This is a genomic window from Paenibacillus sp. H1-7 (assembly GCF_022354825.1).
Taxonomy (GTDB): Bacteria; Bacillota; Bacilli; order Paenibacillales; family NBRC-103111; genus Paenibacillus_S.
In genome coordinates, this window is record NZ_CP031168.1 from 7,316,115 (window position 1) to 7,330,771 (window position 14,657).

Below are 14,657 nucleotides of genomic sequence, written 5' to 3' on the forward strand. Positions count from 1 at the left end.
ACGGCGCAATTCTCCGTCATATCGGCTTTTACTGTTATGCATTACGCTCTCGCTACACGACAATGAGCCCTTCCCTCGATACGGTCAGACGCTCAAAGCCTGAATCGGTGATCGCGTAGCTGTCTTCAATGCCGACCACGCCGCGCTGCGGAAATGTGAACTTGGGCTCGATAGCAATGACCATACCGGGCTGCAGCGGATAGCTGAAGCCTTTGGCCAATACCGGCAGCTCATCGATTTCGAGGCCGATGCCGTGGCCGAGGAACTTGACCTGATCGTCGCCATAGCCCATGAAATGGTCGCTTAGCCCTGCATCAAAGGCCAGCTGCAAAGAATGCATATACAGCCGCTCGCATATTTGGCCCGGCTTCAGCATCGCCTCTACGCTGCGCAGTATTTGTTCGGACGTATCATAGGCTCGAACCAGATCGTCAGGCAGCGTTCCTATAACCGCGGTACGTGTCTGGTCGATGACGTACCCGTCGATGCAGCAGCCGATATCGATTAAGATCGGCTCATTGGCTTGAATCGGGCGGCGGCTCACGCTTTGCGGCACGGCGGCACTCAAGCCTTGTCCACCAGCCGGACCATCAAAATAGGTCGGCATAGCGGCCGCCTCCCCGGCTCCAACCATCCCGGTGATGACCTCCTGATTGTAACCGCGCATCCGCATGACTCCGATGTGTCCGTGCCGGCGGATGAACAGCTCGATGCCGCTTATTAGCTCCAGCTCGGTCATGCCCGGCTTTAGCGCTGCTATCGCCTGTTCGAACGCCAGATCGATGATTCTCGCCGATTCACGAATAAGCTTGATCTCGGATGACGACTTGATCATGCGCAGCTCGCGAACGATCATCGAGCCGTCTACCCAGTCGACGTCCGGAAGCACCGTTTGCAGCCTCTGCAGCTGCTGCACCGGCAGTACGTCGAATTCGGCGGCCAGCTTCAGACGCCGCGATGCGGCCTGTCCGAATGGCGCAGCGAACATGGAGGCAAGCCGTTCTCCGAAGGTGCGAAACGAGCCCAGCGGCTCTACTTGGAGGGCCGATTCATCCTGAGCGCGCACGACGCTCCGCCGCACGAAAAATACCGCCTCGCCCTCGCTCGGAACAAATAAATACCCGGTTTGCATCGAACCGGTAAAATAATACAGATCTATGTTTTGCGTGATCATGCAGCCGTCCAACCGCTGCTGCACCAGCCGCTCCTGCAGCCGTTCCACCCTCTGTATGTATTCGCTCATGCTGTACTCCTTTCTATCTAACCGGCAGCCAATTCAAAACCGATTGGATTTTGCAGTCCCAATATGCCCAATCATGGCTCCCCGGCTCCTCCTCGTACGTCAGCTCCAGGTTCAAACTATGGCAGTGATCGCGAAAACGGACGTTCGCTTCATACAGAAAATCTTCCGTTCCGCAGCACTGATACAGCAGCGGTCTTGGGCCGTTATGACGACTGAGATCCTCCGCGAGACGGAACACATCGTGACGGCTGCCCTCCACCTGCTCCAAATCCCCGAATACGTGCTGAAACTCTTGTGAGCGCTGTCCGACGAACTGGGCCACATCCGTGACACCGGATAAGCTGGCTGCAGCGGCAAACCGTTCCGGATAAGTTAAAGCGAGCTTCAACGCACCATAACCACCCATCGAATTGCCTGCAACAAAGTTGTCTTCGCGCTCCTCGGATAACGGGAAAAAGGATCTCGCCAATGCTGGAACCTCTTCGCTAATAAAGGTCCAATACTTATACCCGTGAACCATATCCGTATAAAAGCTGCGGTTCACCGCCGGCATAACGACGGCCAAGCCGTGCTGCGAAGCAAAGCGTTCGATGGATGTCCTTCTTAGCCATATCGTATGATCGTCCGACAAGCCGTGAAGCAAAAACAAGGTAGGATGCTTGCTCTTCACACGTTGAGCGGTCATTCCGATCTGTCTTGTCGTCGGCTGCGGCAGGATCACATACATCGAGGCTGTGACCCCAAGCGTCTCTGAGAAAAAATGGCAATCTATAAAAGCCATTGCGTGTCACTCCCTTCCGTTTGCCTTGAAGCTTCGTCTCTTTTGTAAGAGTACCCCATCTCTCCACCGCTTTCAATATTGATATCCCAATGAGTAACGTTCCTTGACGGTGAATAAAACCGCTAAGTAAAAGCCTCTGCCAACCTTCACTAAAAAGCGACCGCATTAGAGGTAGTTTTTATCTCCCAATGTAATTTTGTATCCGATGAATCGGTTGTGATAAAAGAGAAAAGCCCTGTGCCGCGCTCCGGCGCGAAACTCAGGACTTCCTTCTGCTGCCTCACTTGTGTTTCCTACAATTACTATTATGGATGCTTCCATTTATACTCCATTCGCAGCACTTATCGCACCGACGATAAGGCTGCATTTTAAGCAGTTAATCCGATTCCAAAGATCCACAATCCAGCCGGCACTAGGCAGGATGTACGGCCTGCTGCAGACGCTGCAGCACAACTACGGCTTCCGCCCGTGTAACCGCACGGTCCGCCACCGCTTCTACCTCGCTCCCTCCATCGATTAGCCCTGCAGCCGCCGCTTTAGTCTTCTGATTATCGGGCTCTGGCTCGACCGCTGCAGGATCAAGAGCGGCAAGCGAGAGCCGAATCATCTCCGAGCGGTACAGCTCGCTGTCCAGCTTCTCGGCAGAAGCCCAAGCATCATCAATAATGCCAATATCTCGAAGAGACTGAAGATATGCCGATTGGACATTTTCGTCCGTCGTTTCCGCAGCGACGGGAATGTGCAGCGATGCTGCGAGCATCGCTGCAAACTGACCGCGGGTAACCGAACGGTCGGGCTGAAAGGATCCATCCTCATAGCCTGACACCATCCCTTCGGATAAAGCCTCCAATATCGGCTTTTCCGCCCAATGTCCCTCTATATCGCTGAAGCTGCTGTCTTTTGAGTCCGCATATGCGTGCTGGCTTACCTGAGGCATAGTGGTGAAAGGCAATGTAATGAATGCCAGTACGTATGCCGTCCGGCGAAGAACAACGATGAAGGCTGTGGCAAACATCAGTTTCACTTTATTTCTTTTTCTGCGTAATATCGGAAACATAGTGGTCAGATTCTCCTTTTCAAGCATTTCGTTTATTCAGCTTCATAGACTTTTAAGGTCCGGCCGCTCTCCCGGCGCTCTATGGACGTAACCGTCACGTATAGAGTACCTCCAGCGGATTTAAGGGGCAGCCTGCTAATGGTTGCTACAGACGAGCCTTCGCTAACGGTCGCTACAGCATCGGTACCGAGCAAAGTCTGCATCGGTGTCAGGCTCGTCGCATCCCAATAAATCTTGACCGTGTCACCGGCTTGAAGACCCAGAACCGACACTTCATCGCTGCCGCTCGTATCCGTGCTGTTCACTACTCGAATAAGATTCGCTGATACGGGGAGCGTAACCGGTTCTGCATTATAAATTTTGGGCGTTCGCGCGCTTTCTTCTTCAAGTGCCCGAGTAACCGTAACATATACAATCCCGTATCCGCTGCTTGGCAATGCAGTGCTGACAACCGCCGATGTAGAGCCGTTGGCCGCAACAGCGCTGCCTATCGCTCCGGATGCCGTCTCATCCGCATATACTTTCACTAGATCGCCTGGTTGAAGACCTGTTACGGTAACCGTATCATTCGCTCCGACCCCGTTGTTGACTCGAATATCCTCTCTGCTAGGTGCCGCGCTTGCCTGTTCGGCAGCGTACACCTTCATAGTGCGTCCGCTCTCGGTCTTTCCTTGGGAGGTGACGGTTACATACACATAGCCTGCCTCCCTCCCCAATTGGGATATCCGAATGACCGCCCTGGACGAATCGGCTCCTACGCTGGCTGATCCGATGACAAGCGAGTCGGTCGGACTGCCGTACACTTTGACAACGTCCCCGTACTGTAACCCTATGACTTCAATACGGTCCTCCGTCCCCGCTTCCTCATTCGTTACAACGATCGTTCCTGGGGCTACGGCGGATGTTACCGGCTCAAGGCGGTACTGCTTGGCTACCCGGCCGCTTTCGCGCAGCAGCGGGCTTGTCACGCTGACATATAGGCTTTGCTTGCCCGCGTCCGTCGAAGGAATAGCCACGGGTACGTCCGCTACCGTAGAACCTGGCGCAACCGTCTTTTGAGCCAACGGAGTGGCTGAACGGTCGGATTCATATACTTTGACCGTATCGCCCGGTTTCAATCCCGAAACGATGACACGGTCGCTCGATCCCCCCAGTTCGTTAACGACGTTGATTTGACTAATGAGCGGTTTAGCCGAAACTGCCTCTCCCTCGTAAGCTTTCTCCGTCGGCCTGCTCTCTCTCTTCCCCTGCTCGGTCACCGTTACGAAAATGACTCCGCCCGCAGAATCCAGCGGACTTACGGAAATAACGGTTCCATCGGTTGTAGCCCTCGATACTGTGCCTGAACCCAGCATGGTTCTTTTCGTAGAATCGGAGTACACTTTCACCTGATCCCCTGTATGCAGCCCAAGCACGGTCACCTGGTCACCGGAACCGCCTGCCTGATTGGACACGCGAATCGAAGTCGCTGCCGGCGCTGTCGATATCGGTTCGGCGGGGAACGATTTGACAATACGCCGGCTCTCCGAATAGGACGGCTGTGTCAGCGTCACATAGATGTGCCCTCCGAGGGCACCTAATTGATTAACAGATACTGTAGCACTCGTAGAGCCGGAGCTTACTGTGGCCGTTCCGAGCGGGGCGGCCGCCCCGCCGTCCGCATACACTTTGACGACATCTCCCGGCGATAAACCGCTAACGACTACCGTATCAACGGAAGGCGCCAGCTTATTGTCAACGCGAATAGCGCTTGGAGCGGGGGGGACGGACGAGGCCGCATAAGCTAAACCCGTGGGCAGTATCGGCAGCAGCAGCGTTCCGCTTAGCAGCAGCCGCACCAACGTTCGCTTACCTTGCATTCGTATCAAATCATTCACCTCTACTTTTCTATATCCGGTCATTCTAACGGATACTCATAGATAACGTTCTTGTAAACATCGCCAACATAAGACCAGGCATGAGTTCTGGGGAGCCTCACCTTCACTCTGTAAATGACGGCGGGGCCTTTCAGCACTTGGTATATGTGCTCGCTTTCACGTACATAGCTGAAGGGGAACGCTACTCCCGGCGTGCTGTCATCTACATAATCCTCGAACACAATGACGGGCTTCCACTGAAGAAGCGTACTAGCCCGGGGATTGCCGCTGGAATCCAGCTGCAAATTATGCTCCAGCCCTTTCTCAAACACCGCTCGCGCCAAACCGCGCTCGAATACAATGTCCCCCTCCGCCAGCCGTTCCTTGTCCACTTGCAGCGCCGCATCGTGAGCTCCCCGGTTCAGCGAGAATTTAAGCCGGTTGTGGGTCGTTGTGGTTACATAGCGGTCGGCTTCGTAGCCGGTTGTGTATAAAAACATCAGAACAACAAACATCAGCAAAAGCACACGATTCATTTACATCACCGGACCCACGCTTCGCTCATTTGCTTGGCATAGCGGACAATTTCCGGGGGGTCCCGGTCGGCGCTCCCGAACATGCTGCGAAACAGCCAACGGGGCGTGCTCTTGACCGCAAGCGTCCCTTCGATATATTCCCCGCGCGGGGTCAGCTCCGTAGTTCCGCTAAAACGGATATCGCTCTCGTCCAGCAAAAAGGTGTGCACGAGCGTCCCCCGCATTTCCTCAACGATTTCGGGTGTAAACCTGCCGTGATCCGAGCTCGCCGCTTTTTGAATCGCACTGTCGAGCACCATTTCCACGGCATTCGCCCGAGTCGAGTAAATATCGTGCAGCACCGGCTGAAACAGCAGCAGCATAAGGATGTACACGGTCAGCATCTCCACCAACGCCTGCTTCATGTAATTAACGTGCCGGTATCATTGCTTGAAGGGAGCGTGTCATTCTCAATAAGTCCGGCGTATTCCGGTGCCGTCTTCATCTGGTAATGGAAGCTTGTCGGGACGTTTGTATTGTTGAACAGATCGTCCATTTGCGTCTTCTTCTCCTTGATCGAGCTCCACAATGCAACAAAAATAAATATACCTATGGCGGCCAGTGTAGCCGCGATAATTAAAAACTTTTCCAATGCCGGTTTCATTATTGATTCGCTCCTCGTTTCCACATCGAATGGGATCAGTTTATTAATAAGATCGGGCTCAGCGCTATCACCACTCGCCTATCGCTTATATCTAATTGGTACCAATAGACGACCTACGATGCTTAAGCCTAGCCCCGGAACTACCAGTGAATCTTCTCAGCCAAAATGGTTCGTGCTCCGCGCCAAGTCCGTAACATATTGCTGAGCTATGTTCAGCGCATTCCACAAATAAATGAGCAGCGGGCTGAAGGCCGCCCCGTATGCTAAGCTTCCGAAAAATTTGCGCTGCCTTCGGCGGTTTTCCCGCAGCATCTGCGTGTAGCTCTCTTCCCTTGTATCGACTAAGGCGGATACATCCTCGGGGGGCGTGAGCTCCAAATCGGCAAGCAGCTTGCACAGCTCCCTGGCCTCCCTCGTTCCGATATCGTCGGCTATGACCTGAAGCGCGGTTTGCGCTCCCTCATCGAAGAGACGCAGCCCTTTATTCAAGGAAGGTCTAATACGAACCGTATAATCGCGCAGCTTCGTCAACAGCGTATGTAAATTCAGCCTTCGCCTTCCGTTGCTCTTCAGCTCGTCGGCAATCATGCTGTAGATCATGAACAGCTCCCTGTTTTTCTCGCCGTCATCGACTTCCTTCCATTTGCTCAGCGCATAGGTAAGCAGGGATGCCTTTGTATTGGTGGCAAGCAGCATAACGACCGGTCCCCAGAACGTAAGCACAATACCCGCTGCATCCAGCTCCTCCCAATTGGAAGCCGCATCGTACAAGCTGTTCATCATCCATACGAACGCGGTGCCGTAGCGAATCGATTGGATTTTCCAGGCATTCAGCCTAAGTGGATATCCCGTCTGCTCTAACCTTCGTTCAAGCTCGGGATGATGCAGCCACCGTCTCAGCTGCATATACTGCAGCCGGGTCATATGTTGAAGAGAAACCGGAGAACGGAGTCGACGGTGAACCAAATACGCCGCATAGGCGTAAATAAGACAGATCAGCACTCCTAACAATCCGCCTGCTATGGCATATAATTGCTGCTGCAGCTGCATGAAACGCATCACCTCACTTCCGGTCAATAATCATTGGGCGGACGGCGGAACCAAAGCGCAAGCAGCAGCGAGCCTCCGATGAAGCAGAGCGTAACCGTAAGCCAAAATCGCCCTTGCTCCGTCCCGAGCTGGTAATGAATCGTACTGTTATACCCCATAAAAATAATCATAATGACAATAAGCAGAGGAAACAGAATGACGTGCAGCCAGCTCAGCTGCAAAACCTCGGAGCTCGAATCTCCTTCGTCCCGGAGCATATCGATCTGCTTGTGAATGTTCCTGTCGATGGCGGTAAGAGTGCTCTCGACGTTCTCGCTGCGCAGCAACCCTTTGAGCACGGTCAGGCCCAGCTGCTTGGCGAACGACGTTTGGATGCTGTAGATGAATTCTTCAATCGCCTTCTCCATCTCCCGCGAATCTACATAATTCAGCTCCTCCCGAATCCAGTTCATAAAATGCCGCCGTATCGGCACAGAGGTGATCTCCAGACTCGCAAGCTGCAGCGCGTTTCGCATGTTGCCTCTGGTCACCTTGTACTTGCTGGATAAAATCCCGACCGCTTCCGCCAGATCGTAACCGCTCTGGATTTGGATATTACGCAGCTTCAGCCGGTAATACGCCCATGGTGCAGCAGCAACAAGTACGCTCAGAAAACAGCTGAACCGTAAGTCGGAAGTAACAAAAAACACGATGATGCCGGACGAGACGGCAGTGGATACATCCAGTAAAACAAAACGTTGGACCGTAAAATCGTGGAATCGCTCACCCTGCACAGCCTTCAGCAATAATTCCAGCTCCCTGTACATCCTGTGCCATAGGACAAGCATCCACCCGGGTTCATGAAGCTCTTCGCTCTGCTTGCGCAGGAGCCTCATTTCCGCTCTATGACGCCGCTCCGTGCGCTTCAACGCGCCCAGATAACGAAGAAGCGGCTGTAGCGTTTTGTACAAGCCATGGGTGAACAGCCATGCGGACAAGCCAAGCACGGTCATATGAACGAGCGGGTATACGGCCGTCATCCTATCCTCCCCCGCAGAACGCAGAATCTGCTGCTGGCTTAGCAGCAGACGCTTTATCCGCAAATGGCGCTTCGCGCATTCGCTCCAAAGTTACGCTTATACGATGGAGCGGGTCGGCATCCGCCGGATTATACACCGTGATCCCGACGTCATCCGGTATAGGTGAAGCTTGGGCCAATCGATTTAACGTCTTCTCCGTAATCTCGGCCCATTCTTGATGCACCTCGCGCATCTCGCTGCGCAAGCGGTCACTCAAATCCATACGGTACGACCACGTATCGTCCCTCTCGTTCCAGCGCATCAGCTCATGCGTGCTAATCTGGCCGTTCAGCCGGTTGTAGCGCAGCTCCATAACGCTTTTGATTCTTTTGCGGGTTCGTCCCGGATCCTGCGTCTGAACGATCAGGATATCGATATTTTCGGCGACCCGCTTCTCCTCTTCCTCGAATCTGACGCCGGGATTCAAGCCGCACAGCAGCCTTGCGAACTGGGAAGGCACCGTCTCGGGCTTCCATGTATGGAACGTGCTGCCGAACCCTTTGAGCAGCCGTTCGCAAGCGAGCATCGCCCCTTCCGCCTCTACCCGCCTCACTTCTCCGATAATGGCGTAATCGACATCGAAACGGAGCACCTGATCCATGGCATGATGGAACGTATTTTCGTGCGTGACGCGTTCAATCAGCTTTTTCTCAGGGAAATCGCGGCTTGCCGCCAGCTCGTAGTGCTTCTCAATAATCGCCCCCGTATAATAATCCGCCCGCTCGGCGATCAGAGCCTTGAGCGTAGTGGACTTACCCGTCCCTGGCGGGCCGATTACCAAAAAGTTGCAGTGTGTCTTGGAAATTCCCCTGAACAAGTCTGCCGCTTCCGGAGGAATCGTCCGGCGCCGGTCGTCGGCCAAATCGTCCACCGTCACTCTGCCGATCAAAAACCGGCGGAAAGTAATGACATCGTGGCGAACATCCGGTTTTACCGTAAGCGTCACCCGCTCCCCGGTGTACAGATCGACCTCCAACGTCGTATGGTACAGGTTAACGATGGCGTCTTCTTTTTGCCGGGTTAGGGCTCGGATAATTTTATCCACCTCCTGGGTGGAGGAAAACTGAAACGGCATCTTCCGGTGACGGCCGTTATGATGAATCCATATCGAGGTGCCGATAATCTGGGCCGCATAGCTGTCGGGGTACGTCTGCCAGTGGGCTAGCGCCTTGAAGCCGTATATTTCGTGAAACATCGCATGCGTAATATCGGAATAGCGCCTCTGTTCCTCCCTCGCATATTGCTTGAGGCCGATATAATAGTCGGGCAGCTCGACCTGGTACAAGCCGTTCTGATCGACGTACGATTGTATTTGCTCCATAATGGCCGATACGGTTTCCGGAACGCCGATAATCGCTTTGTTCTCCAGCTCGACGAATGCTTGCGCCTCATCCGTGCGAGCCTCGTCCGTCAACATTTCGCCCCGGTGCACGGCTCCTGCGAACCGTTCGCCGACCAGTTCCTTGTAAGCTCTGCACACCTGCTCGAATTGCGGCTTGCCTCCTTTGCCAGCCGATACGTCCGCCGAAGGCGGTGCCGGCACCGGAGGTGCTGGATCCGCTGCCGTGTCCAGATGAAATTGCCCGATATGAAATCGCCGCCGGTCGCCCATAGACAAAGCCACAGCTATCAAGCCCCCTTAACCGGCTTCATCCAGCGCAGCCATGACCCTTTGGGCGAATTCAGCGTAGCAGGAGCAAGTGCTTCCTTGCTCTGAACGGCCGCGAGCGGAACATCATAATAGTGCAGTATCGCTTTAGACACTTTTTGCAGCTCCTTCTCATATTCTGGCCACTGCTGCACCAACAGGCTTCGTTCCGTCTCGCACCGGTAAAAGCTCTCGACCTGAGGCAAGCTTCCGATATAAGGCATGTTCAGCTGACGCGAAAGCTGCTTCTCGTTCTCCATTTCCGGAGATCGGAGCATCCGGTTAAACACGAGCATAGTTTGCCGTTCCTCCAGATGGAACACCGGCTGCAAAATATGCTCAAGCATTCGATTCCACTGCTCTCTCGCCTGCAAGCTCTGATTCGTCTGCACGAGCAGGAGGTCGGCGGAGTGGATGCTTTGCGCCGCCAGCGCATGATCGGGATAGCTGCCCGCATCGAGCAGAACGAGGTCGAAGCACTCCCGGGCTTTCTCTATCAGCCAGGAGATCCCATCCGTATGATAATAGTAGAGCTTCTTCATATCCCGGTTGCCGGCCAAATAATGGACTCCAGTTGCAATTTGCTGCATTTTGCCGCGAAGCTCCCCGCCTTGCAGCTGCCGGCCCTGCAGGCCGCCCCACAGCTCGTCCAAATATTTGCCTGAATAGTTCAGCCCGCTATCCCCCGGATTCCAGCCGTTCAACCCCAAGATGCCGACTCGAATCCCCGACAATCGGGAGAGCGTCGTCCCAATGCGTAACAAACTGGAGGTCAGTCCCATTTGCGGCAGCATTCCTATCGCCGTTATCACTTTGCTTGTCCGCTGTTCCCGCGCAAAGCAGATAGACCCGACTTGACCTGCTACCTGCTCGGGCGTATGAAACGGCAGAACGTATCTTATGCCGTGGGCGGCACACAGGCTTTGCGTCGCCTTCATGGAATGGGAATCGGAATGGTTGCTTAACAAATACAGAAATTTATTGTTGAGAAAGCATAGGCGTAAAGCTACCGCCTCGTGAATATCGAGCTGTTCGTCGCTTACAACCCAGACATCACCCGGCGACATTACAGTCTCGGTCAAGCAGTCCTGCCCTGGAGTTCGATGCTCGCCGCCGCCATAGCGCAAAGCCTTCTCGGCCGTGCCTGCCGAGGTCTTAGCCGGCTGAGGATGTGCTTTCGAGCCGGCCGCTCCTCCCCGCTCCTCCGTTTCCAGGAGCAGAACGGCAATCATTTCCTTGGATACCGAAATGACCGCGCCGTAATCGCCGGACTGCTTCAGCGCTTCTATCAGCCTGCGGTCGGCGGATACTACATAAGCATTCAATGTTCAACGCCTCCTTCAAGATGGATCATCGATATACAATCAAAAACCGGTACCCCTTCGATCCGTATTTGCGGATCAGCTCCTTTTGCTCCTCGTTCACAATAATTTCCACCGTATTGACGACACCGGTTGTTTTCTTGCGGTCGTCGGAGGAAGACACCTCCTGGTTGTTCGTTCCTTTAGCGTAGCTAACGACCATTTTCTGCAGCTTCTTCTCCTCTTCGAACGGAATATTGAGCTGCTCCAGCTTCTCCCGGGTCAGCTCCTGGCCTGATTTATCGTCAGCCTTCTTGGCCTCCTCCTTCTGCACGAGCAGCAGGGAAATCCGGTCGCCGCGCAGCAGGCTGCCCGGAGGCTTGCCGAACATCCATTCTGCAGGCAGCGGCATGTTCCACTGGCCCGGAGCGGGGAGAAGATGCTCCGTATTCAGCATCGCATCCGTTATTTGCTCGTTCGCCCGGATGGCCCGGGTCGTTTCCTGCTGAAGGGCATCCGACAGACGAACGACGGCGCCGCCGACCAGCAGCTCTTTTTTCACCTTCACCGTCTTCAGGTCGGCTTCGGTTAGGCGGGCTCCCCGGTCAACGGTACGCGCCGCCTGAATGACGTCCACCGTACCCCAACGCGGCTCGATTCCCCACTTCCAGACTATTAACAGAGCAGGACCCGACAAACATAAACCGACAACCAGAACGTAATAAACGCATTTATACCAAAAATTCATCGTGCCCCTTCTTCCGTATTAACCGTTTTTCCAAAGCTTGCGCAGCGTTCGTTTGGCCCCGCCGGCATCGGCCGCATAAGCCTCGTGCGGCAGCCAGCTGCGCAGCCAAGGGTACACCGCCCGTGCCAGCTGCTGCTGAATGCCCGGCCGGTCCTGCACGAGCTGGCCGAGCCAGCTTGCCTCCGCGACCTTGAGCGCGTCGATTGCAGGCAGCAGACAGGCAGGCGGCTCCGGCAGGATGCCCAGCCACTGGCCCGTATGCTTCGACGCGACGGTCTTGTTGGCGATGCCGTGCACGCGTTTGCCTGCGGCCCGCAGCTCATGAAGCAGCTGCAGACGGCTGCGCGTCGCAGCAAGATCCAGCTTGTGGACCATCGGGTCCACAACGTATACCACCTCCGCCGCGACGCTGAGCAGCTCGCGGACGTCGTGCCTGTGCCACTCGTCGCCGATGTCGACGAGGACGAGCGGCCGCTCCAGCGCGAGCAGCTTTCGCAGCCAGCGCGCGGCTGCGGCTGCAGCGGGCTGCGCCGGAGCGCGCGCCGCTTCCGCGGCCGGGGCGGCCGGCAGCCACAGCGTGCAGCCGTCCGCCCACGCCGCCTCGCGCAGCGCGGGCTCGCCCGCTGCTTCGGTGTAGCAGCGGTAGCCCGCAGGCGCGTGCTTCTCGCCGAACAGCAGCGCGTACAGCTCCGGCTGCTGCTTCGGCGGCTCCGCCAGCGCGTGCGGCACGCCGAGCCCATGCAGCGCGCGGGCCAGGGCGAGCGCCGCGAACGTGGCGCCTGCGCCGGCGTACAGCGCGCCTACGGCGACGAGCAGCGGCTGCCGCTCCCGCCGCCGGCTGTCCTGCGCCCGCTGCTCCGTGAGCAGGCGCTGCAGCTCGCCGCGCACCTCCGCAGCGCTTTGGCAGCGCGAGTCGGGCTCGGCCTGCAGCAGCTTCTCCACCAGCTCCGCAAGGCCCGGAGGCAGCCCGGCATCGAGCTCGCGCAAATGCTTGCCAGCGGCGTGCCGGTATTGCCCGCCGCTCATCAGGTAATACATCAGCGCGCCAAGCCCGTATAAGTCGGTCCGCGCATCCGTCTGCCGTCCGGCAAATTGCTCCGGCGCGGCAAAGCCGATCGTACCGATCGGAACCGTATCGGCATCCTGCCCGATTCGATAGCTGCGCGCAATGCCAAAATCGATCAGCCACAACCGCTCATGCACATCGATCATCAAATTCGACGGCTTCAAGTCCCGATAAATGATCGGATCCTGCAAATGCCCGTGCAAATAGTCCAGCACATCACACAGCTGCAAAGCATATTCGCTCACTTGGCTTGCCGGCATACGCCGACCTTGCCGCTCGAATCGCTGCAGCAGCGTTTCCCCCTCGATATAATCCATCACCAAATAGTTAAAGCGGCCTTCCCGTTCCGCCCCGTAGTAGTCGACGATATCCGGCAGATTGGGATGGTTCAGCTTGACCAGCATATTGGCCTCGGCGAGGCTGGCGCGGACTCCCTCCTCCTGCCGGGATTGCTTGACGGCGCGCTTCTTGCCTGGCAAGCGCATATCCTCCGCCAAGTAAACGGTGCTCATTCCTCCTTGTCCGATAAGCGCCTCGATCCGGTATCGCCCTCCAAGCACATCGCCCGGCTTCAGCCTTTGCGGCAGTTCATCCATGCAGATCGCCTCCATCATGTTCTAGTTCCAGCCTTTGATTGTACGGATTCAGCCTGTTTACAGGCTGAACAACCATTTCTGAACAGCAAAAAAACCGCCCCTCCATGCGACATGCGCATGGCAGAGGCGGTTCTTCCGCTCACGTTTACCAAATGTTGTATATAAATTACCATATATTCCTTACAAATGCAATAAAAAACTCTTTCATGCCCACTGCCGTTCTTTCTCGGTCTTGCAGCAAGACAGCTAACCTGCCGCTTTGCTTATGTATAAATTCGGACGGTATCGCCCGCATTAACCGTTCCTTCCCGTTCTACGGAACAAACGATGCCCCGCTTCTTCTTGGCTGCCTTTACGAAGGCCGCGGCAATCTCAGGCTTGCCCGTCGTCCGTGCGATCGCTTCCCCCGGACCGATACAGGGCAAATTCTCCCCTTCGCAAATCAGTCCCGTCCCATCGGGGAATAAGAGCCTTGCTCCCTGAGGCAGCAGCGTTAACCCCTCGTACCCGCTTAGCAGCATATTGGCTCCAAGCCATTCCGGAAGCACCTGCTCAATCCCCAGAGCCTCCGCAATTTGGGCGCACTCTTCTGCGGAAACGATACTGATTTGCCTCCGGTTCGCAATCATCGTCCCCCGAGGATAAATGCGCTGTCTCGAATCTGCCGGCCGCAATAGCCCAAAGTGCCGGTCGCCGGGAATCCCTCCAAGCTCAATTGTAATCCGAGGCTCCCGCGACGTAATAAAATGATCGGTATCTCGTGCCGCCAATACCGCATCGGTAACCGCTTCATATACTTTCATTGGCTTCCCCTCCTTAACCATGCCTTTCAGTCGACAAGCATACGGATTCTGTTCCCCCAACGCCCCAACGCATAATTTAAGCTCCGTATTTGTATACCGAACCGGTCATCCCTCTATTATAACTTATCGAATCAGGACGATACTATCCAATGGTCAGTTCCGGATAAAGTTCTGCGAATGATCACTTTTTAGGAAATAATGGGAATTGGATGGATGGGTAATTTTATGCTATTAGGGAAGCCTATGAAGCAATGGAATGAGCACGAAATTA

General features: G+C 55.3%; 14 protein-coding genes. All 14 read right to left on the reverse strand.

The window, feature by feature from the left end:
* Nucleotides 1-52 precede the first annotated feature (52 nt).
* Nucleotides 53-1,243, reverse strand: coding sequence for a M24 family metallopeptidase (locus DVH26_RS32310; protein WP_239629574.1), 1,191 nt, complete (start codon nt 1,241-1,243; stop codon nt 53-55).
* A 13-nt stretch (nt 1,244-1,256) separates the two neighbouring features.
* Entirely contained in the window at nt 1,257-2,024 is a 768-nt protein-coding gene (locus DVH26_RS32315; protein ID WP_239629577.1) for an alpha/beta hydrolase, read from the reverse strand.
* 412 nt (nt 2,025-2,436) lie between these two features.
* A complete protein-coding gene (locus tag DVH26_RS32320; RefSeq protein WP_239629579.1) occupies nt 2,437-3,081 on the reverse strand; it encodes an S-layer homology domain-containing protein in 645 nt (214 codons plus the stop codon).
* Nucleotides 3,082-3,113: 32 nt separating this feature from the next.
* Complete coding sequence (locus DVH26_RS32325; protein ID WP_239629581.1) at nt 3,114-4,949, reverse strand: hypothetical protein; 1,836 nt, start codon at nt 4,947-4,949, stop codon at nt 3,114-3,116.
* A gap of 29 nt (nt 4,950-4,978) precedes the next feature.
* A complete protein-coding gene (locus DVH26_RS32330; protein ID WP_239629583.1) occupies nt 4,979-5,473 on the reverse strand; it encodes a hypothetical protein in 495 nt (164 codons plus the stop codon).
* A 5-nt stretch (nt 5,474-5,478) separates the two neighbouring features.
* Complete coding sequence (locus tag DVH26_RS32335; RefSeq protein ID WP_239629585.1) at nt 5,479-5,877, reverse strand: hypothetical protein; 399 nt, start codon at nt 5,875-5,877, stop codon at nt 5,479-5,481.
* Nucleotides 5,874-6,116, reverse strand: a complete 243-nt coding sequence (locus DVH26_RS32340) for a hypothetical protein (RefSeq protein WP_239629587.1) — start codon at nt 6,114-6,116, stop codon at nt 5,874-5,876. The genes DVH26_RS32335 and DVH26_RS32340 overlap by 4 nt, the downstream gene beginning before the upstream one ends.
* A 156-nt stretch (nt 6,117-6,272) precedes the next feature.
* A complete protein-coding gene (locus tag DVH26_RS32345; protein WP_239629589.1) occupies nt 6,273-7,166 on the reverse strand; it encodes a hypothetical protein in 894 nt (297 codons plus the stop codon).
* 23 nt (nt 7,167-7,189) lie between these two features.
* Nucleotides 7,190-8,185 carry a hypothetical protein gene (locus tag DVH26_RS32350; protein ID WP_239629591.1) on the reverse strand — a complete coding sequence of 332 codons (996 nt, stop codon included), beginning with the start codon at nt 8,183-8,185 and terminating at the stop codon, nt 7,190-7,192.
* Nucleotide 8,186: 1 nt separating this feature from the next.
* Nucleotides 8,187-9,848 (reverse strand): ATPase, T2SS/T4P/T4SS family, encoded by a 1,662-nt coding sequence (locus tag DVH26_RS32355; protein WP_239629593.1) that lies wholly within the window; start codon nt 9,846-9,848, stop codon nt 8,187-8,189.
* Between the two features lie 5 nt (nt 9,849-9,853).
* Nucleotides 9,854-11,197, reverse strand: a complete 1,344-nt coding sequence (locus tag DVH26_RS32360; RefSeq protein ID WP_239629595.1) for a P-loop NTPase family protein — start codon at nt 11,195-11,197, stop codon at nt 9,854-9,856.
* A gap of 25 nt (nt 11,198-11,222) precedes the next feature.
* Complete coding sequence (locus tag DVH26_RS32365) at nt 11,223-11,921, reverse strand: SAF domain-containing protein (RefSeq protein WP_239629597.1); 699 nt, start codon at nt 11,919-11,921, stop codon at nt 11,223-11,225.
* An 18-nt stretch (nt 11,922-11,939) separates the two neighbouring features.
* Complete coding sequence (locus DVH26_RS32370) at nt 11,940-13,583, reverse strand: serine/threonine protein kinase (protein ID WP_239629599.1); 1,644 nt, start codon at nt 13,581-13,583, stop codon at nt 11,940-11,942.
* 263 nt (nt 13,584-13,846) lie between these two features.
* Entirely contained in the window at nt 13,847-14,386 is a 540-nt protein-coding gene (locus tag DVH26_RS32375; RefSeq protein WP_239629601.1) for an MOSC domain-containing protein, read from the reverse strand.
* Nucleotides 14,387-14,657: the final 271 nt, after the last annotated feature.

Excerpts from the sequence above, each read along its gene's own strand:
- DVH26_RS32375 (WP_239629601.1), bottom strand. The coding sequence starts at position 14,386 with ATGAAAGTATATGAAGCGGTTACCGATGCGGTATTGGCGGCACGAGAT.
- DVH26_RS32345 (WP_239629589.1), bottom strand. The coding sequence starts at position 7,166 with ATGCAGCTGCAGCAGCAATTATATGCCATAGCAGGCGGATTGTTAGGA.
- DVH26_RS32320 (WP_239629579.1), bottom strand. The coding sequence starts at position 3,081 with ATGTTTCCGATATTACGCAGAAAAAGAAATAAAGTGAAACTGATGTTT.
- DVH26_RS32340 (WP_239629587.1), bottom strand. The coding sequence starts at position 6,116 with ATGAAACCGGCATTGGAAAAGTTTTTAATTATCGCGGCTACACTGGCC.
- DVH26_RS32350 (WP_239629591.1), bottom strand. The coding sequence starts at position 8,185 with ATGACGGCCGTATACCCGCTCGTTCATATGACCGTGCTTGGCTTGTCC.
- DVH26_RS32310 (WP_239629574.1), bottom strand. The coding sequence starts at position 1,243 with ATGAGCGAATACATACAGAGGGTGGAACGGCTGCAGGAGCGGCTGGTG.
- DVH26_RS32365 (WP_239629597.1), bottom strand. The coding sequence starts at position 11,921 with ATGAATTTTTGGTATAAATGCGTTTATTACGTTCTGGTTGTCGGTTTA.
- DVH26_RS32370 (WP_239629599.1), bottom strand. The coding sequence starts at position 13,583 with ATGGATGAACTGCCGCAAAGGCTGAAGCCGGGCGATGTGCTTGGAGGG.
- DVH26_RS32335 (WP_239629585.1), bottom strand. The coding sequence starts at position 5,877 with ATGAAGCAGGCGTTGGTGGAGATGCTGACCGTGTACATCCTTATGCTG.
- DVH26_RS32315 (WP_239629577.1), bottom strand. The coding sequence starts at position 2,024 with ATGGCTTTTATAGATTGCCATTTTTTCTCAGAGACGCTTGGGGTCACA.
- DVH26_RS32330 (WP_239629583.1), bottom strand. The coding sequence starts at position 5,473 with ATGAATCGTGTGCTTTTGCTGATGTTTGTTGTTCTGATGTTTTTATAC.